The sequence below is a fragment of the Phreatobacter sp. genome (assembly GCF_030691135.1).
In the GTDB taxonomy this organism is placed as follows: domain Bacteria; phylum Pseudomonadota; class Alphaproteobacteria; order Rhizobiales; family Phreatobacteraceae; genus Phreatobacter.
The window spans coordinates 1-20507 of the sequence record NZ_JAUYFA010000004.1 but is presented as its reverse complement, the minus strand read 5'-3'; the positions used below and the strand labels follow the sequence as shown (position 1 = coordinate 20507).

Below are 20507 nucleotides of genomic sequence, written 5' to 3'. Positions count from 1 at the left end.
GACCGCCGACCTTGCATCTACAGCTGGTCGACGCATTTCCGACCATCAAGCCACAGTCCGATTTCCAAGCCATTAACCATTTCGCGCTTTGATGCGGGTCATGCCGGGTGGCGCTGTCCGGCACCGTTGGTCCTGGAGTGTGTCCCGTGTCTCGATCGACCCTGCCCTTCGCAGCCGCCGCGCTGTTGTCATGTCTCGCCGTCCCGGCGCTGGCGCAGGAGCGGGTTTCCGCGCGCTACGAAATCCTCATCGGAGGGCTGCAGGTCGGCATCGCCGGGTTCGAGGGCCGCGTCTCGCATGACAGCTACCAGGCCTCGGTGTCGCTGCGGCTGTCGGGCGTGTCGCGCGTCATCGCCTCGGGCCGCGGTTCGGCCATGGCGTCCGGACGCATCCTAGCGGGGCGCGCCGTGCCGGCCAACTATACCCTGACCCTCAACACCACCCAGCAGAACGATGCGATCCGTATGGCCATGGCCGGCGGATCCGTGCGGTCCCATTCGGCCGAGCCGGATCGCCCGGCCGCTGCAGACGAGGTTCCCGTCACCGCAACCCACCGCCAGGGCGTCCTCGACCCGCTCTCGGCTGGCCTGTTCTTCGTGCCCGGCACGGGTCCGACGGTGGTGGCGGAAGCCTGCGCCAAGACCTTTCCGGTCTTCGACGGACGCCAGCGCTACGACCTGTCGTTCTCCTTCGCCCGGACCGAGAACCTGAAGGTGCCGGGCTATGACGGTCCGGCGGTCGTCTGCAATGCCCGCTACCGGCCGATTGCCGGCCATCGCCCCGCCGTCACCGCACCGATGGAGGCGAACCGCGACATGCAGATCTGGCTCGCGCCGGTCGCCGGCACGCGGGCGCTCGTTCCCGCCCGCATCGCCATCCGAACCCCGGTCGGCATGGCCGAAATCCAGCCGACGCGCCTGGAGCTCGGCGGACCCACCACGACGGCCTCGACCAGCCGCTGAGGCCCTCCGCCCTCGCGCTGGGCAAGATGCTCACTTTCTGGGCAGTGCGACGAATCGGAAGACGAAAAATCGGTTGCCGTACGCTACGGCATGGTCTTTGCTGCCATCGGTAATTTCACGGTGCCCGCGCCTCGACGTTGCGGTCATCCCTCGGCGAGACCCCCTGGGTCAGCCCGGCATTTCACCGACCGACAGAAGGCCCGCAGATGACCGAGTCCCGCTTCCTGCCCACCCGCCGCGCGGCCCTGAAGCTCGCCGGCGCCGCCTCGCTCGCCCCGCTCTTCGCGCCGGCCGTCCACGCCCAGGCGACGACCAATGTCCGCTTCACCCTCGACTGGCGCTTCGAGGGTCCTTCGGGCCTCTTCCTGACCGCGCTGGAGAAGGGCCATTTCCGCGCCGAGGGCCTCAACGTCTCGATCGACGCCGCCTCCGGCTCGCGCGAGGGCGTCACCCGCGTCGCCTCCGGCACCTATGACATCGGCTTTGGCGACATCAATTCGATGATCCGCTTCCGTGACGAGAACCCGACCGTCGACCTCAAGGCGAACATGATCGTCTACGACCGTCCGCCCTTCGCGATCGTCGGCCGCCGGTCGCGCGGCATCACCACCGACGTGAAGAGCCTCGAGGGCAAGAAGTTCGGCGCGCCGGCCCCCGATGCGGCCTATGCCCAGTGGCCGATCTTCAAGACGGTCAACAAGCTCGACGATTCCAAGATGCGCTTCGAAAACGTCGGTTTCCCGGTCCGCGAGCCCATGCTCGCCTCGGGCGAGGTCGATGCCATCTTCGGTTTCGCCAATTCCTCCTTCATCAACCTCAAGTCGCGCGGCGTGCCGGAAAACGACATCGTCGTGCTCCACATGTACGATTACGGGGTCGAGCTCTACGGCAACGCCATCATGGCGAGCCCCGGCTTCCTGGCGGCCAACCGCGCGGCGGTCGCCGGCTTCAACCGCGGCCTCGTCAAGGGTATCCGTGACGCCATCGCCGACCAGGCGGCGGCGGCGCGGCTGGTGATCGCCCGCAACGACGTCGCCCGCTTCGAGACCGAGGCCGAGCGCCTGAAGATGACGATCGACAATTACGTCCTCTCGCCCTATGTCCGCGCCAACGGCATCGGCGGCATCGAGACGGCGCGCATGACCACCGCCATCGACCAGATCGGCCTGACCTTCGCCTTCAAGAACAAGCCGAAGCCCGAAGACATCTTCATCTCCGACCTGCTGCCGGCGGCCGCCGAGCGCAAGGTGGCCTGAGGCTTGCTTTCCTACCGAGCTGCGGGTGGCGCGAATGCCCCCGCCCCAAGTCCCGCGTGAATGCACCGCTCCGAAAGCGTCTCTCCATTGCGTCCATTCGTCGAACTGACCGGCGTCAGCCATACCTACGCCACCGGCGGCACGCTTGCCGTCGATGGGCTGGACATCAGGGTCAACGAGGGTGAATTCGCCGCCGTGGTCGGGCCTTCCGGCTGCGGCAAGTCCACGCTGATGAAGCTGGCGACCGGCCTGCAGTTCCCGCAATCGGGCGCCGTCGTCGTCGACGGCAAGGAAGTGCGCGACCCCGTCAAGATCGCCGGCATGGCCTTTCAGGCGCCGACCCTGCTGCCGTGGCGCACGACGCTTGAGAACCTGATGCTGCCGCTCGAGATCGTCGAGCCGCACCGCTCGCGCCTGCGCCGCCACAAGGCGGAGTATGTCGCCAAGGCCGAGGCCCTGCTGGCCTCGGTGGGCCTCGAAGGCGCCGGCTCCAAGTTTCCCTGGCAGCTCTCCGGTGGCATGCAGCAGCGCGCCTCGCTCTGCCGCGCCCTCATCCACGAGCCCAAGCTCCTCATGCTGGACGAGCCCTTCGGTGCGCTCGACGCCTTCACCCGCGAGGAGCTGTGGTGCGTCATCCGCGATCTGCATGCGCGCATGGCCGGCACGCTCACGGTCATCCTCGTGACCCACGACCTGCGCGAGGCGGTCTTCCTCGCCGATCGCATCTTCTGCATGTCCTCGCGGCCGGGCCGGATCATCGCCGAGCGCGAGGTCGCCTTCGCTCGCCCCCGCGACATCGAGATCACCTACAAGCCGGACTTCTCCGACATCGTCCACGACCTGCGCGGCCGCATCGCGCAAGCCCGATCGACGGCCTGAAGGATCGACCATGGACGACCTGGCGGAATTTCTGCTCACTTCCTGGCCGGCGGCGCTGGTCATCGGCGTGGCCATCTACATCGGCTACCTCCTCTACAAGGTCATCGGCGCCTCGGCGCTCGACCGCACCAAGCTGTCGCTGCAGCTCGCACCCCTGTTCTGCACCTTCGGCACGTTCCTGGTGTGGGAACTGCTCTGCAAGGCCTTCGCGGTCTCCACCTTCGTGCTGCCGGCGCCGAGCGACATCGCCATCGCCATCTGGCAGTTCCGCCGCCAGATCGGCTTCCATTCCTTCCATACGGCCTGGATGACGCTGGCCGGCTTCGGCCTCGCCGTCGCCTTCGGCATCGCGCTCGGCCTGCTGCTCGGCGCCAGCCGGTTCTTCTATGCCGGCTTCTACCCGCTGCTCGTCGGCTTCAACTCGATCCCCAAGGTGGCGGTCGTTCCCATCCTTGTGATCTGGTTCGGCGTCGGCTGGCTGCCGGCCGTTCTCACAGCCTTCATGATCTCGTTCTTTCCGATCGTCGTGAATGTCGCCACCGGCCTCGCCACGATCGAGCCGGAGACCGAGGACGTGCTGAAGGCGCTCGGCGCCTCCAAGCTGCAGATCATGACCAAGGTCGGCATCCCCCGGTCGCTGCCCTATTTCTTCGGCTCGCTGAAGGTCGCGATCACGCTGGCCTATGTCGGCTCCGTCATCGCCGAGTACAATGCCTCGCGCTACGGCATCGGCAATCTGATGGCGCGCGCCTCGGCCGATTTCAACGTTCCGCTGCTGTTTGCGGCCCTCATCGCTCTCGCGATCCTCGGTGTCGCCATGTACATGGCCACCGTCTGGCTGGAAAACCGCATGACCGGCTGGGCTCAGCGCTCGTCTTTCGCGGCTACGTGACCGGCGGGGACGCAACCGCGCGCTTGCCCCGCCCGGTTCGACACCCCATAAAACAGGTCCGGCTCCCAAACCCCTTCACGGCGGACCCATGAAAGCCATTCTCGACGTCATCCTGATCGCCCTCAACCTCTACTGGTGGGTGATCATCATCTCCGCCGTGCTGTCCTGGTTGGTCGCATTCAACGTGGTGAACTACCGCAACCAGATCGTCGCGCAGATCGACACCACCCTGCGCGCCATGACCGAACCCGTCCTGGCGCCGATCCGTCGGCGCATGCCCAATTTCGGTGCCGTCGACCTCGCGCCGATCGTCCTGCTGCTCGGCATCATCCTCATCCAGCAGGTGATCATCCGCTACATTTACCCCAACGTCTTCTGAGGGACGGGCATGGACGCCTTGCCTTATCGCGTCGATCGCGAGCGCCTCCTGGTCGACGTGCGGCTGACTCCGCGGGGCGGGCGCGACGCGTTCGAGGGCGCCGAGAAACTGTCGGACGGCCGCTCCGTCCTCAGGGCGCGGGTGCGCGCCGTTCCCGAGGACGGCAAGGCCAATGCGGCACTTGAGGGGCTTCTCGCCGGGGAGCTCGGCATCGCCCATTCCCATGTGGCCGTCGTCCAGGGCAAGACCGCGCGCCTGAAGACCCTGTCGGTGGCCGGCGATATCGTGCAGTTGTCGGCGACCCTCGCGAGGCTCGCCGCCGCTGTCCTCATGCTTCTCGTCGCCTCCGCCGGCGCCCCGGCGGGCGCCCAGTTCATGGCGCGGGGCGACATCTGTGTCGATCCCTCGCAGTTCCAGCGCTCACGTGTCGCCGTCGAGCGGGCGGGGTTGCAGACTCCCGACCGCGCCCGCCTCGTGAGGACGCTGCGGGCGGCCCAGTCGCTGGCCGTCGACGCCTGCCCCAACCGGGACGGCTGGCTGGTGCGGCGCGCCGTGGGCATGATCAACGCAGTCAACCGCGAGGTCCGCCTGCCGCCCGTTGACCTGCCGCTGTTCCTGCGGGAGTAGCTTCCTCTCAGCGGCTGCCGGCGACCGCCAGAGGCCCCTTGTGGAGCTTTTCGGCGAGGCCGTAGAGCCGCTCCCGCCGCTCCATCTCCTGCCAGACGTCGGTAGGGGAGATGTCCATGTCGGTCCACAGGACCGTCAGATTGTAGATCAGGTCGGCGCTCTCGCGGATGACCGCCTCGCGGTCGTTGCCGACGGCGTCGAGCGTCACCTCCGTCGCCTCCTCCATGAGTTTCTTCGCCATCTTGGCGCGGCCGCCGGCCACCAGCTTGGCTGTGCGCGAGGACGGCGCGTGGGTCTGGCGGAGCTGCAGGATGGCCTTATGCAGGCGGTCGATGGCATCGGACATGTCGGCGGCTCGCGTCCCCGGCTCCGGTCGAATCATTTGTCTATTCCTGCGGACGTTTGCAGGCTCGCAGACAAATGCGGCCTGTCAATGACAAGCGGCCGCATTGTTTGTTTCATCGTCCTCGACCTGTGACCTGAGAGACCGGGTGGCCGTCGCGCGCCGGGACGACTACACCGCGAGAGACCCGAACCGGAGCCCTCTCGCCGTGACCCTGCGCGACTGGATATTGCTGATGACGCTGTCGGTCCTGTGGGGCGGCTCGTTCTTCTTCGCCCGCATCGCCCTCGACGAGGTGCCGCCGCTGACGCTGGTGCTCGCCCGCGTCGTCATCGGGTCCGCCGTCCTATACGCCGTCCTGCGCGCCACCGGCGAGAGGTTCACGGCCCGCCGCACGGTCTGGTTGACCCTGACCGTCATGGCGCTGCTCAACAACGTCATTCCCTTCTCGCTGTTCTACTGGAGCCAGACCGCCATCCCCGCAGGGCTCGCCGCCATTCTCAATGCCACCACGCCGCTCTTCACTGTCATCGTCATGCACCTCTTCACGACGGACGAGCCGGCGACGCCCAACAAGACCGCCGGCGTCGCGCTCGGCTTCCTCGGCGTCGTCGTGCTTGTCGGTCCGGCGGCGCTGGGTACGATTGACACGCCGCTCTGGGCACTGGCCGGGTGTCTCGTCGCGACGATCTCCTATGCCTTCTCCGGCCTGTGGGGGCGGCGCATCAAGCCGCTCGCCCTGACGCCGACCTTCACCGCCTGGGTGCAGCTCACCATCACCAGCATCGTCATGGCGCCGCTCGTCGGTATCGTCGACCGCCCCTGGACCCTCGCCATGCCCGGTCCGGCCGCCATCGCCGCCGTGCTGGCGCTGGCCGTGCTCTCGACGGCGCTCGCCTACATCATCTTCTTCCGCCTTCTGGCGACGGCGGGGCCGAGCAATCTGCTGCTGGTGACCTTCCTGATCCCCGTCTCGACCATCCTGCTGACCGGCCTCTTTCTCGGCGAGCGGCTGGCCTGGACCCACTTTGCCGGCATGGCCCTGATCGGCCTCGGGCTCGTCGCCATCGACGGCCGGGTCTGGCGCCGGTTCGCGGGCCGTCACGCGCAGTGAACGCGCGGGCGTCTAGCCTTCCCCACCGGTCAGCAGGCTGGCATTGCCGCCCGCCGCCGCGGTGTTGACGGTAACCACCTGTTCCAGCGCGAAGCGCGGCAGGTAGTGCGGCCCGCCGGCCTTCGGCCCGGTGCCCGACAGGCCGGAGCCGCCGAAGGGCTGGCTGCCGACCACGGCGCCGATCATGTTGCGGTTGACGTAGACATTGCCGTGGGCGAGCCGCGAGACGACCTCCTCGACGACCTGGTCGATGCGGGAATGGATCCCGAGCGTCAGGCCGGTGTCGTTGCCGGCGATGGCGTCTGTGAGCTGTCCGAGCCGGCCGGCCTTCCAGGTGGTGACATGCAGGACGGGGCCGAAGACCTCTTCCGTGATGTCTTCCGCCCTGGCCACGCGGATGATCGCCGGGGCGACGAAGAGCCCGGCCGGCGCATCGGGCGGAAGGCTCGCCTGCCAGACGAGCCTTCCCTCGGAGCGCGCCCTGTCGATGACCGCCTCCAGCCGGGCCTTCGCCTCCTCGTCGATGACCGGGCCGACATGGGTCGCGGGATCGATGGGATCGCCGATCCTGAGCTCGGCGGCGGCCCCTCGGATCATCTCCAGCATGCGGTCCGCCACGTCCTCCTGCAGGCAGAGGAGGCGGAGGGCTGAGCAGCGCTGGCCGGCGGAGCGGAAGGCGGATGTGACAACGTCGTCGCTGACCTGCTCGGGCAGCGCCGTGGCATCGACGATCATGGCGTTGATGCCGCCAGTCTCGGCGATCAGCGGCACGATGGACCCGCGCCGCGCCGCGAGCTGGCGGTTGATCTTGCCGGCGACCTCGGTGGAGCCGGTGAAGGCGACGCCTGCGACGCGCGGATCGCCCACCAGCAGCGCTCCGACCCGGCGGTCGCCCGGAACCAGCGCCAGCACGTCGCGGGGAATGCCGGCCTGGTGGGCGAGCGCCACCGCCGCGGCGGCCACCAGAGGCGTCTGCTCGGCGGGCTTGGCGATGACCGCATTGCCGGCAGCGAGCGCCGCCGCCACCTGGCCGAGGAAGATGGCGAGCGGGAAGTTCCACGGACTGATGCAGGCGATGGTGCCGCGCCCGCGCAGGGTCAGGCGGTTCTCCTCGCCGGTCGGGCCCGGCATCAGGACACCCGCACCGAAATGCCGGCGTGCCTCCTGCGCATAATAACGGCAGAAGTCGACGGCTTCGCGTACCTCCGCCACGCCGTCGTCGAGGGTCTTGCCGGCCTCGCGGGCGAGCAGCGCACAGAACATCCCGCGCTCCGCCTCCAGAAGATCGGCGAGCCTGTCGAGCGCTTCGGCGCGGGTGCTAACGGGTGAGCGGCTCCAGCCGGCAAAGCCGGCGGCGGCGCGGTCGAAGGCGGCCGTGACCGCCGTGGCATCCGCCTCTTCCACCGCGCCGACCGGGGCACCGTCGACCGGGCTGGTCACCGAGCGGATGGCGCCGCGCAGGGCCTTGCCGCCGACCAGCGGCTGGGCCGTCGCCGGGATACGCCCGCGCCCCTTCGTCACCCCGTCGAGAAAGCCGGCGAGCGCCGCGGCGTCACCGAACTCGACCCCTGCCGAATTGATCCGGCCGGGCGCATAGAGGTCCTTCGGCAGCGGCAGCCGGTGCGGACGCGCATCACCGGCATTGCCGATCCAGCTCTGCGGCCGGGCGAGCAGCGTCTCCACCGGTACGGCGGGATCGGCCGAGGCCGAGACGAAGGAGGAATTGGCGCCGTTCTCCAGGAGCCTGCGGACGAGATAGGCGAGGAGGTCGCGGTGGCCGCCGACCGGCGCATAGGTCCGGCAGGCCGCCGCGGGAAGCGTCGCCAGCAGAGACTCGTAGAGCGCCTCGCCCATGCCGTGCAGGCGCTGGAACTCATACCCCTCGGCACCGCCCGCCTCTTCGAGGATCGTCGCGATGGTCAGCGCGTTGTGGGTGGCGAATTGCGGATAGATCCGCGGCCGGGCGGCGAGAAGCCGTCGCGCGCAGGCCATGTAGTTGAGGTCGGTCATCGGCTTGCGGGTGAAGACCGGGAAATCGGGCAGGCCGCGCTCCTGCGCCCGCTTCACCTCGGTGTCCCAATAGGCGCCCTTGACGAGGCGCACCATCAGCTTGCGATCGAGGCGCATCGCCAGGGCGTCGAGCCAATCGATCACCGCCAGCGCCCGCTTCTGGTAGGCCTGCACGGCGAGGCCGAACCCGTCCCAGCCGGCGAGCGAGGGATCGGTGAGGACGGCAGCGATGACGTCGAGCGAGAGCTCCAGACGATCGGCCTCCTCGGCATCGACGGTGAAGTTGAGGTCGTGGGCCCTGGCCGCCTGCGCGAGCTTCAACAGCTTCGGCACCAGTTCGGCCATCACGCGCGCGCGGCTGACTGCGTCGTAGCGCGGGTGCAGCGCCGAGAGCTTCACCGAAATGCCTGGACGGTTGGGCAGGGTCTCGTTGCCGGCGGCCCGGCCGATCGCCTCAATGGCGTCGCGGTAGGAGGCGAGATAGCGATCGGCATCCGCCGCTGTGCGGGCGCCCTCGCCGAGCATGTCGTAGGAATAGCGGAAGCGGCGGGCCGAGCCGGCCCGTCCGAGCGCTTCGGATATGGTCTGGCCGAGCACGAAATGCGACCCCAGGAGGCGCATGGCCTGGCGCGTCGCGGCACGGACCGTCGGCAGGCCGAGCCGCTTGCCGAGCGTTTCGAGAATGCCCTCCGGGCTCTCGCCCGGGTGGATGACGCGGGCAGTGACGCCGAGCGCCCAGGCCGAGGCCGAGACCAGCCAGGCCTCAGACCTGGTGGCCCGGTGCGCCCAGTCGGTCCCCGACAGCTTGTCCTCGATGAGCGCATCGGCCGTGCGCGAATCCGGCACGCGCAGCAGCGCCTCGGCCAGCACCATGAGGGCGAGGCCCTCCTTGGTGGTCAGCGAGTATTCGCGCAGGAAATCCTCGATACCGCCGAGCCCGCCGGACTTCGCGCGGATGGCGCCGACCAGTTCCCGCGCGCGCGCGCTGATGCGTTCCTCCGCCTCGGGCGGGAGCGCAGCGGTAGCGAGAAGGCGGCGCGCGATGATCTCGTCGGCCTCGGCATAGGGTGCCTGAAAAGACGGTGCGGGGGACAAGGCGAGCCTCTTGCGTCGCTAGGGGATCCTGAGAGACTATCTGCGGAAGTTCGGCCGTTCGATAGGTTATTTTCGATGCATGATGGTGACATTGACTGCCAGGACTGTCTTCTGCCGGTGTTTCCACGGTGAGCGTTGTCCTCGATCCCGTCGACCGCAAGATCTTGCGCCTGCTGCAGGAGGATGGCCGCCTCGCCAATGTCGATCTCGCGGAGAAGGTCGGCCTCTCGCCCACCGCCACGAGCGAAAGGGTGAAGCGGCTGACGCGCGAGGGCATCATTGCCGGCTATGGCGCCCGCCTCGATCCGCTGAAACTGTCACGCGGCTTCCTGGCCTTCGTCGAGGTGACGCTCGACAAGACGACCCCGGATGTTTTCGACCGCTTCGCGCGCGCGGTCGCGCGGGCGCCCGATGTGCTCGAGTGCCATCTCGTCGCCGGCGGCTTCGACTACCTGATCAAGACGCGGGTCGCCGACATGGCGGCCTACCGCATCTTCCTCGGCGAGGTTCTGCTCTCCCTGCCGGGCGTACGCGAGACACGGACCTATGCGGTGATGGAGGAAGTGAAGGCGACCGCCAGCCTCCCCGTCTAGGACCCCTGACGCAGACTTCGGATCAAGTGGTGCCGCGGCCGATGCGTCCGTCCGGTGGTGGCCGACACGGGCCGGGTGGCTCTCAGACCTTTTCCGGGATGGGGACGTCCTGCGCGACGACCGGACTGTGGACAGGGATGATGCAGGCATCGAGCGTCTTGGCGGCCGCGCGAGCCTCCCGTGCCACTTCGACCAGACGGCCGCCCTGACCCTTGCCACTGCGGATCATGACGTCGATCGCGGCCAGCGACTGATTGAGGCGGGCGAGAGCGTCGCGGTGCGGCATGGGCCGGTTGATCCCCTCTGATCACTAGAGGAAGAGGGTACGGCTCGCGGGTTTCAGCCCGGCGACACAGGGTGGAATGATTGTTACCGGGCGAAATAGAGTCGCTGAAACGATTCAGCCCGGCTTCAGGTCCAGTCGGCGCTCGAGCGCCGCGTCAACCGCCGCCGCCGTGTAGGGCAGCGGTGCATAGTCCCCGGCCGCCCAGCGGGCGAAGAGGTCGCGGTAATGCGGCGAATTCGGATCGCCGGACTGGCCGGGCGTGTTGATCGTCACCGAGCGATCGAGATCGGCAAGATCGACGACGAGCCGGAACGACGAGCCCATCATCGTGCGGAAATCCGGGCCGCGATAACCGGTGTGCATGGGCGTGACCGATGATCCGGCATGGGGAACCGGCCCGATCGACAAGGCTTTGGCCGTCTCCGCCGGCAGAAGGAAGGACAGCGGATGCTCGAAGTAGGCGTGATGGAGTTTGCCCCAGGCCCAGACCGAAGGATCGGGCCCGAGCAGCAGCTTCAGTTCGCCAAAGGCAGCCCCCAGCGAGGCGACGAGGATGGCGTCGCGCATGGCGGCGGGATCGCTGCCGAAGCGGTCGTCGGGCTCTTCGAGGATGGCGAGGGTGCCGTCGACGTCGCCGGGCACCATCAGCGCATGAAGGTCGGGGGCGACGATGGCGTTCCAAAGCGCCTTTTTCAGGTGGCGCGACCACCAGACCTCGAACAGGGCCCCGGCGGGTGACATGCTTGTCAGGGCATGGTCCCAGCCTCCCAGCAGGGCGATGGCGGCCGCCGTCTCGGCATCAGGTGCCGACAAACCGGCCAGCAGCTTGCCGAGGCGGCGGGCCGGAATGGAGACGACGTCGGTCTGCAGCGCGCGCGAGGTGGAGAGCGTGTGCGGCGAGACCGAAGCGAGCACCTCCTCGATCCGGCTGGCGCGCGAATAGTCCACCCACTCGTAGCCGAAGGGATAGGCCTTGTGGTCCCAGCCCGCAGGCACGTTCATCTCGTTGGCGGAGAAGACAAAGCCGCGGTCGGGATTGCGCACCAGGGGCGCCTGCGCCCGGTCACGCCATCCGGCCCATTCGTAGCGGCCGTCGCCCGGAACCGGCAGGAGTCCGTCCCAGTTGGGGCGGATGGGATTGATGCCGGCCGGCATCCACGCGACGTCGCCGGCCGTGTCGGCATAGACGAGGTTGCAGGAGGGCGTGCCCCAGGTCACCGCGGCGGCGCGGAATTCGGCGAGATTCTTCGCGCGCATCAGCTTGTGCGCGACCAGATAGGGCGCCGTTCCCGGCTCGAAATAGGCGGCGCGCACCGCATAGATCCGGCCGGCCGCCGGATCCTCGTGGACCACCGGGCCGTGTCGCGTGAACTTCAGCGTCAGGATCTGGTCGTCGCAGCCCCTGACCTTGATGCGCTCCTCGACCGTGCGCACCCGCTCCCAGCCCTCGCCGTAACGGTAGAGGTCGCCATCCTCGGGATTCGTTTCGTAGAAATAGAGGTCTTCCTGGTCGATGTAGAAGATCGTCAGGCCCCAGGCCATGGTGCCGTTATGGCCGATCATCACGCCGGGAACGGAGGGCTCGCCCGCACCGACCACGTCGAGACCGGGGCATGTGAGATGAACGATGGTCCGCAGCGAGGGCATGCCGTGGATCCGGTGTGGATCGGAGGCGAGGATCGGCATCCCCGTATCGGTCTTAGACCCGTGCACCGCCCAGTTGTTCGAGCCGGTATACTGGGCGTCGAGGACGACCTCCAGCAGGTCGGTGGTCGCGCGCCATTTCGGCGCGTCCTCGAGGCTCGCCGCGAGGCGCTCCTTGGAAAAGGTCGCGTTGGCCGTGGCGAGCTTGATCACGTCCAGTGCCGCCAGCGGGATCGTCGCGGGGTCGAGCCCCTCGGGGACGGCCGGCGTGATCTTCGGCTCGAGGTAGCGGCGCAGGAGGTCGGTGCGATGGTCGGCCCCAGCGTAGACCTGGCAGCGCAGGATCTCGGAGAGCGCGTTGCGCGACAGCGAGTGAGTGCGGATGCGCGACACGTCCCCCGGTGCCCAGGCCGCCGGCTTGGTGCCGAGCAGGCCGAACTCGAAGGGCAGGAGCGAGGGATCGGCCTCCGTCATGGCGATGAAGGCGTTGATGCCGTTCACAAAGGCCGTGAAGGTCGCCTCGGCCTCGGGGCCATAGGCGGCGAATTCAGCCTCCTGGTCGCCGCGGTAGAGGAACAGCCGCGAGGCGCGATCCTGCTCGATGTAGCCCGGGCCGAAATCGGCGGAGAGGAGGCCGAGGCCCCGTTTGCGGAAAAGATCGATCTGGAACAGGCGCTCGCGCGCCGCGTGGAAGCCCTGCAGGAAGAACAGATCGGCCTCGTTCTCCGCCCGGATATGGGGAATTCCGTTGGCGTCGATGCCGATCGACCCGGGCGCCGAAAGGCCGGGGAGCGTGAGCGTTTCTGATGGGGTCATGGCCAGACATGTCGCTGCGAGGGAGCGGGACTGTGCACGCCAGGTGGGCCGGTGTCATCCTTTGCGGACGAGAACGAGGCCTGCAACGATGCGGGTCTATCGCAGAGCGGAACGGGAAAAATTTTTGGAAAGGATGCTGCGGAGTAGCCCGCGGCACGGCGCTTCAAAGACCCCGTCCCGCATGCTCATATGATCCCGGTGACTGGGCGCCGGCGCCAGACTGCGGCTCACACACCGGACGCCTCGACCTCAACCATGGATGGCCCATGAAGATTACCGTTCTCGGCTCCGGCGATGCTTTCGGCTCGGGCGGACGCTTTTCTACCTGCCTGCACCTCGCCGGTGCCGACGGCACGGTGATGCTGGTCGATTGCGGCGCCACGTCGCTGCTCGCCTTGCAGCGCGCCGGGATCGACCGCAACAGCATTTCGGCCATCCTGCTCACGCATTTCCACGCCGACCATATCGGCGGCCTGCCCTTCTTCATGCTCGATGCGCTGTTCAACACGCGTCGCACCGCGCCGCTGACCATCGCCGGCCCGAAGCGGGTGCAGGACTGGGTGAAGGCGGTGATGGAGGCGGCCTTTCCGGGATCGTCGAGCAACGCCTATTCCTTCGAGATCACCTATGTCGAGATCACGCCGGAACAGCCGGGCACGATCGCCGGCAATGCCGTGACGGCCTTTCCGATGGTGCACGACCAGCGGGCCGGACCGTGCCAGGGCTATCGCATCGCCCGCGACGGCAAGATCTTCGCCTATTCCGGCGACACCACCTGGACCGAGGACCTCTTGCCCCTCGCCGATGGCGCCGATGTGCTTCTCGTCGAGTGCTACACCTACGACATCCCCCTGAAGAACCACCTCGACTGGATGACGCTGTCGGGCCGGCTGCCCGACCTCAAGGCGAAGCGCATCGTCCTGACCCATATGGGGCCACAGATGCTGGCCAACCGCGACAAGGTTCCCGTCGCTTGTGCCGAGGACGGGCTGGTCATCGATCCCTGAGCGCCGGCTGGCCCTTTTCGGTTCAGGCGCCGCCCGCCTTGCCCTATATCCCGCCATGGGGGAGGGTCGCGGCGTGAGGGAGCCACCATGACACAGGCACTGGACGACTTGTTCGACGCGGCGCGAAAGGCGCAGGCTTCCGCCTATGCGCCCTATTCGCGCTTCCGCGTCGGTGCGGCGATCCGCGCCGGTTCGGGCCGCATCCATGCCGGCTGCAACGTCGAGAACGCCGCCTATCCCGTCGGCACCTGCGCCGAGGCGGGGGCCATCGCCGCCATGCTTCTGGCCGGCGACCGCACCATCGCCGAGATCCTCGTCTTCGGTGACGAACCGGAACTCTGCACACCCTGCGGTGCCTGCCGTCAGCGGCTGCGTGAATTCGGCGCTGGCACCCTCACGGTCCACGTCGCCGGGCCGAAGGGTCCGCGGGCCCGTTTCACCCTCGCCGAACTGCTCCCCCATGCCTTCGGCCCGGACAACCTGTCATGACCGCCGCCCGCATCATCCGCGCAGCGGCGGGCGAGGCCCCCATCGCCTGCGCCATCGTGCTCGGCACCGGCCTCGGCCCGCTGGCCGATGCGGTCGAGGATGCCCTCGTCCTCCCCTATGGCGAGTTGCCGGGGTTCCCCCATGTCGGCGTCTCTGGCCATGCCGGCAGGCTCGTCGTCGGGACGCTGGAGGGCTGCCGTGTCGCGGTGCTCCAGGGCCGTGCCCACACCTACGAGAGCGGCAACCCCCGCGTCATGAAGCCGGTGATCGATGCGCTCGCCGCCCTCGGCGTTCCCCGTCTGCTCCTCACCAATGCCGCCGGCTCCCTGAAGGCCGACATGGCGCCCGGCTCGATCATGGCGATAGAGGACCATATCGCCCTGTTCGGGCCCAATCCGCTCATCGGCCTGACCGGCGACGACCGCTTCGTGCCGATGAACGGGGCCTATGACCCCGCCCTGCGCCGGGCCATCGCCGGCGGCGCCGCGCGCCGGCGCGTCGCGCTCTTCGAAGGCGTCTATGCCTGGGTGACCGGCCCGAGCTTCGAGACGCCGGCCGAAATCCGCGCCCTGCGCACGCTCGGCGCCGATGCGGTGGGCATGTCGACCGTGCCCGAGGTCATCCTCGCCCGCCATGCCGGCCTGGCCGTCGCCGGCCTCTCGCTCATCACCAACCTCGCCGCCGGCCTGGCGCCGGATGCCCCGTCCCATGCCGAGACCAAGGCCGTCGCGGCGGCCGGGGCTGACGCCATGGAGGCCGTCATCCGCGGCTTCCTCGCGGAAATCAACCAGGCCGAGGCCGGCCATGACTGATGCGACCCTTGCCCGCCGCGCCGCGGCGCTTCTCGACCTCACCGACCTTTCCAACGGCCTCGACGAGGCCGGCGTCGAGCGGCTCTGCGCCCGCGCCGTGACGCCGCTCGGACCGGTCGCGGCCGTCTGCCTCTGGGCCGGCTTCGTGCCGCAGGCGCGCCGCCTCCTGCAGGGCACGCCGGTCCGTATCGCCACGGTGGTCAACTTTCCGGCCGGCGAGGATGACGTGATGCGCGTCGCCGACGAGGCGCGCTGGGCCCTGCTCGACGGCGCCGACGAGATCGACGTCGTCCTGCCCTGGCGGGCGCTGATGGCTGGCCGCCACGAGGTGGTGGGCGCCCTGCTCGGCGCCGTCCGGGCGGTGGTGCCCCAGGGCCGCACCCTCAAGACCATCCTGGAGACAGGCGAGTTGCAGACACCGGAGCTCATCCGCGCCGCCGCGCGCATCGCCATCGGCACCGGCGCCGATTTCATCAAGACCTCCACCGGCAAGACCGCCATCTCCGCGACGCCGGAGGCGGTACGCCTGATGCTCGAGGAAATCCGCGCCTCCGGCCGCACGGTCGGCATCAAGCCCTCGGGCGGCATCCGAACCCTCGACGACGCCAGGACCTATCTCGACCTCGCCGACGCGGTCATGGGGATTGGCTGGGCGAGTCCGGCGACCTTCCGCTTCGGGGCCTCCGGCCTGCTCGACCAGCTCCTTGCCGCAGGAAAGGCCGCCCCATGAGCGACCGACGCTCCGCCTTCATCCCGCAGGAAATCATTCGTGCCAAGCGCGACGGCGCGACGCTCGGCGACGGCGACATCGCCACCTTCGTCGGCGGCATCGGCGCGGGGACGGTGACGGAGGCGCAGGTGGCGGCCTTCTGCATGGCCGTCTTCTTCCGCGGCATGACCATGGACGAGCGCGTGGCGCTGACGCGGGCGATGACCGCCTCCGGACGCACCCTGTCGTGGCGCGACCTCGACCTCCCTGGCCCGGTCCTCGACAAGCACTCCACCGGCGGAGTCGGCGATACGGTCTCGCTCATGCTCGCCCCGATGGTGGCGGCGGCCGGCGGCTTCGTGCCGATGATCTCCGGCCGCGGCCTCGGCCATACCGGCGGCACGCTGGACAAGCTCGAATCCATCCCCGGCTATGACGCGACGCCGGCGCACGATCTCTTCCGCCGCACGGTGCGGGAGGTCGGCTGCGCCATCATCGGCCAGACCGCCGATCTTGCACCCGCCGACAAGGTCATCTACGGCGTGCGCGACGTCACCGCGACGGTGGAGTCTGTGCCGCTCATCACCGCCTCCATCCTGTCGAAGAAGCTCGCCGCCGGCCTCGACGGCCTCGTCATGGACGTGAAGACGGGATCGGGCGCCTTCATGCCGGATTTCGCCGGCTCCCGCGACCTCGCCGAATCCATCGCCGCCGTGGCGGGTGGCGCCGGCCTGCCGACGGTCGCCCTGGTCACGCCGATGGACCAGCCGCTGGGACCCGCCGCCGGCAATGCGCTGGAGGTCAGGATCGCCATCGAACATCTCGCCGGCGGCCACCGCGTCTCGCGCCTGCACGGCGTCACCCTGGCGCTCGGCGCCGAACTCCTGGTCCTCGGCAAGCTCGCGCCCGATCTCGACACCGCCCTGGGCAAGCTCGAACGCGTCCTCGCCAACGGCCGCGCCGCCGAGATCTTCCAGCGCATGGTGGCGGCCCTCGGCGGCCCCCATGACCTGATGGAGCATCCGGACAAGCACCTTCCCCGCGCCCCCCTGGTTCGCCCGGTCGCCACCCTCCACGCCGGCACCGTCCTGTCGATCGATACCCGCCGGATTGGCATGGCCGTCGTCGCCCTCGGCGGTGGCCGGACCCGCTCCTCCGACCCGGTCGACCATGCGGTCGGCCTGACTGGCCTCGTCGCCCTCGGCGACAGCCTCGAGGCCGGCCAGCCGCTGGCGCTGACCCATGGCCGCGACGAGGCCACCATGGCGGCCGCTGCCGCGATGATCACCGGTGCCTTCACCCTCGGCGAAGGGGGCGCCGCCATTGGCGCCCTCGTCCAGGCGCGGATCACGGGCTGAACCATGGCCCGCGCCCTGATCATCGTCCTCGATTCCGTTGGCATCGGTGCCAGCATGGACGCCGCCCGTTACGGCGATGCGGGTGCCGATACGCTGGGGCATGTGGCGGAGTGGTTCGCGGAAAGGGACCTGCCCTTCGCGCTGCCGAACCTCGACCGGCGCGGCCTCGGTGCGGCTTTGCGCGCCTCGACCGGCCGCCTGCCACCGGGATCAAGCGCCGACGAACCCATCGCCGGGCGCTGGGGCTTCGCCGTCGAGACATCGAAGGGCAAGGACACGCCTTCGGGCCATTGGGAGATCGCCGGCCTGCCGGTGACCTTCGACTGGGGCTATTTCCCCGAGACCGTTCCCTGTTTTCCCACCGGCCTGACGGACGCACTGATCCGCGAGGGAGGCCTTCCCGGCATTCTCGGCGACTGCCACGCCTCGGGCACCGAGATCATCGCCCGGCTCGGCACCGAACACATGGCCAGCGGCAAGCCGATCCTCTACACCTCGGCCGACTCGGTCCTGCAGATCGCCGCCCACGAGGAGGCCTTCGGGCTCGACCGGCTCCATGCGCTCTGCGTCATCGCCCGCCGGCTCTGCGACCCGCTCGGCATCGGCCGCGTCATCGCCCGGCCCTTCACCGGCACAGACCCGTCAAGCTTCGTGCGCACCGGCAACCGCCGCGACTATGCGGTGTCCCCACCCGCACCCACCCTGCTCCAGGTCGCCTCGGAGGCCGGGCGGCAGGTGATCACGGTCGGCAAGATCGGCGACATCTTCGCCCATGTCGGCACCGGCGAGGTCTTGAAGGCCACCGGCAATGCGGCCCTGGGGGAGCGCACCCTCGAAGGCCTGGCGCGGCTGGCCGACGGCGGCCTGCTCATGGCCAATTTCATCGACTTCGACTCGCTCTATGGCCACCGCCGCGACCCGGAGGGCTACGGCGGCGCGCTGATGGCCTTCGACGCCTGGCTGCCCGCGCTGACCGCTGCGTTGCGGCCCGGCGACATCTGCATCCTCACCGCCGATCACGGCTGCGACCCGACTTATCCCGGCACTGACCACACCCGCGAGCACGTGCCCGTCCTCGCCTTCGGCCCAGATCTGCCCGCAGGCCCGATCGGCAGGCGCGAGAGCTTCGCCGACATCGCGGCGACGGCGGCCGCCCATCTCGCCCTCATCTGGACGGGCGCCGGCCGGCCCGTGTGAGGTCCTACGCAACAAGCCCTCTTGTCGCGCGTTGAGGGCCGTGTATCACAGCACCCGACTCTCCGGGGCATTCCGCCTCCCCGCAAAGGCCGTCGTATGTCGCTCCTCCATGTCTATTGGCGCGTCCTCAGGCAGCTCGGCCCCGAAACCCGGCTCGGACTGACTCTGCTCGCGTGCAACGTCGTGCTCGCCTGCATCATGTTCGCCGAGCCCATCCTGTTCGGTCGCATCATCGACACCCTGTCGGCGGCACAGGCTCGCGGCCGCACGGTGACCTGGGCGGAGATCCTGCCGCTGGTGATCGCCTGGGTCGTCTTCGGCCTCTTCACCATCGCCGCCGGCGTCCTCGTCGCGCTGCACGCCGACCGCATGTCGCACCGCAGGCGCCTGGCCTTCATGCAGCACTTCTTCGAGCACGTGCTGAACCTGCCGCTCAGCTACCATTCGGGAGCCCATTCCGGCCGCCTGCTCAAGCAGATGCTGGAAGGCTCCAACGCCATGGCCTGGCTGCTGCTCTCCTTCCTGCGTGAGCACTGCGCCTCGCTGATCGCTCTGGTGATCCTGGTGCCGGTATCGCTCTGGGTGAACTGGCGGCTCGGCAGCCTGCTCGTCGTGATGGTCTTCTTCTTCTTCATCCTGACGAGCTGGGTGCTGCGCAAGACGGAGACGTTGCAGGGCAAGGTTCAGGAATATCACAACGCACTGGCCGAACGGGCCACCGACGCCCTCGGCAACGTGCCGGTGATCCAGTCCTTCACCCGCATCGAGGCCGAGGTCCGCGCCATGCGCTCGACGATCGATGCGCTGCTCGCCGCCCAGATCCCCGTCCTGTCCTGGTGGGCCATCGCGGCGGTCGCATCCCGTGCCTCGGCGACGCTGACGGTCCTCTCGATCTTCCTCGTCGGCACCTGGCTGCATATCAACGGCCTTGCCTCCATCGGCGAGATCGTCACCTTCATGGGCTTCGCCACCATGCTGATCGGCCGCCTCGAGGCGCTCGTCGGCTTCATCAACTCGGTTTTCCTCGAAGGTCCGAAGATCAAGGACTTCTTCAACGTCGTCGATACCTTGCCGCAGGTGCACGATCGGCCGAATTCCATCGACATCGGCCAGGTCAAGGGCACCGTCGCCTTCGAGAACGTCTCCTTCTCCTATGACGGCAAGCGCGCGGCGGTGGCCGATCTGTCCTTCGTCGCCAATCCCGGCGACACGATCGCCCTGGTCGGCTCGACCGGCTCGGGCAAGTCGACGACGCTGTCGCTGCTGCATCGGGTCTTCGACCCGCAATCGGGCCGCGTCCTCATCGACGGCCACGACATCCGCGACATAGCCCTGGTGTCGCTGCGCCGAAACATCGGCGTCGTCTTCCAGGAGCCGATGCTGTTCGCCCGCACTATCAAGGAGAACCTGCAGGTCGGGCGTCCCGAGGCGACCGACGAGGAAATCTGGCAGGCCTGCGAGAGGGCCCAGGCGACGGACTTCCTCAAGCGCCAGCCGGATGGCCTCGACACCGAGGTGGCCGAGCGCGGCCGTTCGCTCTCCGGTGGTGAAAGGCAGCGCCTGTCGATAGCGCGGGCCCTGCTGAAGGACCCGCCCGTCCTCATCCTCGACGAGGCGACCTCCGCCCTGGACGCCACCACCGAGCAGAAGCTGCAACTGGCGCTGGAGGAGGTGATGAAGGGGCGCACCACCTTCGTCATCGCCCACCGCCTCGCCACCATCCGGCACGCCTCGCGCATCCTCGTCTTTGACCAGGGCCGGGTCGTCGAGAGCGGCTCCTTCGAGGAACTGGTGGCCCAGGGCGGCATCTTCGCCGCCCTCGCCAAGGCGCAGTTCATGTCGGGCGCCGAGGACGCCCCGGCGACAAAGCCGGTCGTCGCGGTGTGAGAAGTCTGAAGGCCCCACCCGCACCCTCCCCTCGCTGCGCGAGGAGAGGGGGGCTTTGACGTTCCACCTCGTCCGGCCGAGGGCAGCGCCAGGCTCGACCCTGTCCGGGAAAGCGGGGACGCAGAAGTCCCCCTCTCCTCGCGCAGCGAGGG

Annotated in this window: 19 protein-coding genes; 15 read left to right on the top strand and 4 right to left on the bottom strand. The window is 68.7% G+C overall.

Annotation, left to right across the window (positions count from 1 at the left end; all coding sequences use genetic code 11):
* Positions 1 to 146: 146 nt before the first annotated feature.
* The 6 genes from Q8O26_RS00375 to Q8O26_RS20720 all read left to right on the top strand — a co-directional run bounded on the left by Q8O26_RS00375 (position 147) and on the right by Q8O26_RS20720 (position 4995).
* A complete protein-coding gene (locus tag Q8O26_RS00375) occupies positions 147 to 962 on the top strand; it encodes a DUF3108 domain-containing protein (RefSeq protein WP_305572363.1) in 816 nt (271 codons plus the stop codon).
* A gap of 206 nt (positions 963 to 1168) precedes the next feature.
* Positions 1169 to 2218 (top strand): ABC transporter substrate-binding protein, encoded by a 1050-nt coding sequence (locus Q8O26_RS00370; protein WP_305572361.1) that lies wholly within the window; start codon positions 1169 to 1171, stop codon positions 2216 to 2218.
* A gap of 87 nt (positions 2219 to 2305) precedes the next feature.
* Positions 2306 to 3097, top strand: a complete 792-nt coding sequence (locus Q8O26_RS00365; RefSeq protein ID WP_305572359.1) for an ABC transporter ATP-binding protein — start codon at positions 2306 to 2308, stop codon at positions 3095 to 3097.
* Between the two features lie 10 nt (positions 3098 to 3107).
* Positions 3108 to 3989, top strand: coding sequence for an ABC transporter permease (locus Q8O26_RS00360; protein ID WP_305572357.1), 882 nt, complete (start codon positions 3108 to 3110; stop codon positions 3987 to 3989).
* Between the two features lie 88 nt (positions 3990 to 4077).
* Positions 4078 to 4368 carry a YggT family protein gene (locus tag Q8O26_RS00355; protein ID WP_305572355.1) on the top strand — a complete coding sequence of 97 codons (291 nt, stop codon included), beginning with the start codon at positions 4078 to 4080 and terminating at the stop codon, positions 4366 to 4368.
* Between the two features lie 9 nt (positions 4369 to 4377).
* Positions 4378 to 4995: a DUF167 family protein gene (locus tag Q8O26_RS20720; RefSeq protein WP_371134404.1), complete on the top strand. Its 618-nt coding sequence runs from the start codon at positions 4378 to 4380 to the stop codon at positions 4993 to 4995.
* Positions 4996 to 5002: 7 nt separating this feature from the next.
* On the opposite strand, the gene hisE is transcribed toward Q8O26_RS20720, so the two are convergent.
* Positions 5003 to 5341, bottom strand: coding sequence for a phosphoribosyl-ATP diphosphatase (gene hisE / locus Q8O26_RS00345; protein ID WP_305572353.1), 339 nt, complete (start codon positions 5339 to 5341; stop codon positions 5003 to 5005).
* Between the two features lie 145 nt (positions 5342 to 5486).
* Between hisE and Q8O26_RS00340 the strand changes: the two genes are divergently transcribed.
* The gene (locus tag Q8O26_RS00340; RefSeq protein ID WP_371134403.1) at positions 5487 to 6452 is read left to right on the top strand and encodes a DMT family transporter; all 966 of its coding nucleotides are present in this window, start codon (positions 5487 to 5489) and stop codon (positions 6450 to 6452) included.
* Positions 6453 to 6464: 12 nt separating this feature from the next.
* Here the strand turns inward: Q8O26_RS00340 and putA are convergent, their stop codons facing one another.
* Positions 6465 to 9557 (bottom strand): bifunctional proline dehydrogenase/L-glutamate gamma-semialdehyde dehydrogenase PutA, encoded by a 3093-nt coding sequence (gene putA, locus Q8O26_RS00335; RefSeq protein WP_305572351.1) that lies wholly within the window; start codon positions 9555 to 9557, stop codon positions 6465 to 6467.
* A gap of 128 nt (positions 9558 to 9685) precedes the next feature.
* Here putA and Q8O26_RS00330 point away from each other — a divergent pair, with 128 nt between their 5' ends.
* Positions 9686 to 10150, top strand: a complete 465-nt coding sequence (locus Q8O26_RS00330) for an Lrp/AsnC ligand binding domain-containing protein (protein WP_305572349.1) — start codon at positions 9686 to 9688, stop codon at positions 10148 to 10150.
* 82 nt (positions 10151 to 10232) lie between these two features.
* On the opposite strand, the gene Q8O26_RS00325 is transcribed toward Q8O26_RS00330, so the two are convergent.
* Both Q8O26_RS00325 and Q8O26_RS00320 read right to left on the bottom strand, forming a co-directional pair.
* Complete coding sequence (locus Q8O26_RS00325) at positions 10233 to 10436, bottom strand: hypothetical protein (RefSeq protein ID WP_305572347.1); 204 nt, start codon at positions 10434 to 10436, stop codon at positions 10233 to 10235.
* A gap of 114 nt (positions 10437 to 10550) precedes the next feature.
* Positions 10551 to 12896, bottom strand: coding sequence for a penicillin acylase family protein (locus tag Q8O26_RS00320; RefSeq protein WP_305572346.1), 2346 nt, complete (start codon positions 12894 to 12896; stop codon positions 10551 to 10553).
* A 266-nt stretch (positions 12897 to 13162) separates the two neighbouring features.
* Here Q8O26_RS00320 and Q8O26_RS00315 point away from each other — a divergent pair, with 266 nt between their 5' ends.
* From Q8O26_RS00315 to Q8O26_RS00285, 7 genes are all read left to right on the top strand, one after another.
* A complete protein-coding gene (locus Q8O26_RS00315) occupies positions 13163 to 13903 on the top strand; it encodes an MBL fold metallo-hydrolase (RefSeq protein WP_305572344.1) in 741 nt (246 codons plus the stop codon).
* Between the two features lie 87 nt (positions 13904 to 13990).
* Positions 13991 to 14392, top strand: a complete 402-nt coding sequence (locus Q8O26_RS00310; protein WP_305572342.1) for a cytidine deaminase — start codon at positions 13991 to 13993, stop codon at positions 14390 to 14392.
* Positions 14389 to 15204 carry a purine-nucleoside phosphorylase gene (locus tag Q8O26_RS00305; RefSeq protein WP_305572340.1) on the top strand — a complete coding sequence of 272 codons (816 nt, stop codon included), beginning with the start codon at positions 14389 to 14391 and terminating at the stop codon, positions 15202 to 15204. The genes Q8O26_RS00310 and Q8O26_RS00305 overlap by 4 nt, the downstream gene beginning before the upstream one ends.
* On the top strand, positions 15197 to 15934 hold the full coding sequence (deoC, locus tag Q8O26_RS00300; protein WP_305572338.1) for a deoxyribose-phosphate aldolase: 738 nt from the start codon (positions 15197 to 15199) through the stop codon (positions 15932 to 15934). The genes Q8O26_RS00305 and deoC overlap by 8 nt, the downstream gene beginning before the upstream one ends.
* On the top strand, positions 15931 to 17271 hold the full coding sequence (gene deoA / locus Q8O26_RS00295) for a thymidine phosphorylase (RefSeq protein ID WP_305572336.1): 1341 nt from the start codon (positions 15931 to 15933) through the stop codon (positions 17269 to 17271). The genes deoC and deoA overlap by 4 nt, the downstream gene beginning before the upstream one ends.
* 3 nt (positions 17272 to 17274) lie before the next feature.
* Positions 17275 to 18468: a phosphopentomutase gene (locus Q8O26_RS00290; protein WP_305572334.1), complete on the top strand. Its 1194-nt coding sequence runs from the start codon at positions 17275 to 17277 to the stop codon at positions 18466 to 18468.
* Positions 18469 to 18564: 96 nt separating this feature from the next.
* Positions 18565 to 20355 carry a glucan ABC transporter ATP-binding protein/ permease gene (locus tag Q8O26_RS00285; RefSeq protein WP_305572332.1) on the top strand — a complete coding sequence of 597 codons (1791 nt, stop codon included), beginning with the start codon at positions 18565 to 18567 and terminating at the stop codon, positions 20353 to 20355.
* Positions 20356 to 20507: the final 152 nt, after the last annotated feature.

Coding starts and splice junctions, on each gene's coding strand:
- Q8O26_RS00370 (WP_305572361.1), top strand. CDS start 1,169: ATGACCGAGTCCCGCTTCCTGCCCACCCGCCGCGCGGCCCTGAAGCTC.
- Q8O26_RS00360 (WP_305572357.1), top strand. CDS start 3,108: ATGGACGACCTGGCGGAATTTCTGCTCACTTCCTGGCCGGCGGCGCTG.
- Q8O26_RS00355 (WP_305572355.1), top strand. CDS start 4,078: ATGAAAGCCATTCTCGACGTCATCCTGATCGCCCTCAACCTCTACTGG.
- Q8O26_RS20720 (WP_371134404.1), top strand. CDS start 4,378: ATGGACGCCTTGCCTTATCGCGTCGATCGCGAGCGCCTCCTGGTCGAC.
- hisE (WP_305572353.1), bottom strand. CDS start 5,341: ATGTCCGATGCCATCGACCGCCTGCATAAGGCCATCCTGCAGCTCCGC.
- Q8O26_RS00325 (WP_305572347.1), bottom strand. CDS start 10,436: ATGCCGCACCGCGACGCTCTCGCCCGCCTCAATCAGTCGCTGGCCGCG.
- Q8O26_RS00320 (WP_305572346.1), bottom strand. CDS start 12,896: ATGACCCCATCAGAAACGCTCACGCTCCCCGGCCTTTCGGCGCCCGGG.
- Q8O26_RS00315 (WP_305572344.1), top strand. CDS start 13,163: ATGAAGATTACCGTTCTCGGCTCCGGCGATGCTTTCGGCTCGGGCGGA.
- Q8O26_RS00310 (WP_305572342.1), top strand. CDS start 13,991: ATGACACAGGCACTGGACGACTTGTTCGACGCGGCGCGAAAGGCGCAG.
- Q8O26_RS00305 (WP_305572340.1), top strand. CDS start 14,389: ATGACCGCCGCCCGCATCATCCGCGCAGCGGCGGGCGAGGCCCCCATC.
- deoC (WP_305572338.1), top strand. CDS start 15,197: ATGACTGATGCGACCCTTGCCCGCCGCGCCGCGGCGCTTCTCGACCTC.
- deoA (WP_305572336.1), top strand. CDS start 15,931: ATGAGCGACCGACGCTCCGCCTTCATCCCGCAGGAAATCATTCGTGCC.
- Q8O26_RS00290 (WP_305572334.1), top strand. CDS start 17,275: ATGGCCCGCGCCCTGATCATCGTCCTCGATTCCGTTGGCATCGGTGCC.
- Q8O26_RS00285 (WP_305572332.1), top strand. CDS start 18,565: ATGTCGCTCCTCCATGTCTATTGGCGCGTCCTCAGGCAGCTCGGCCCC.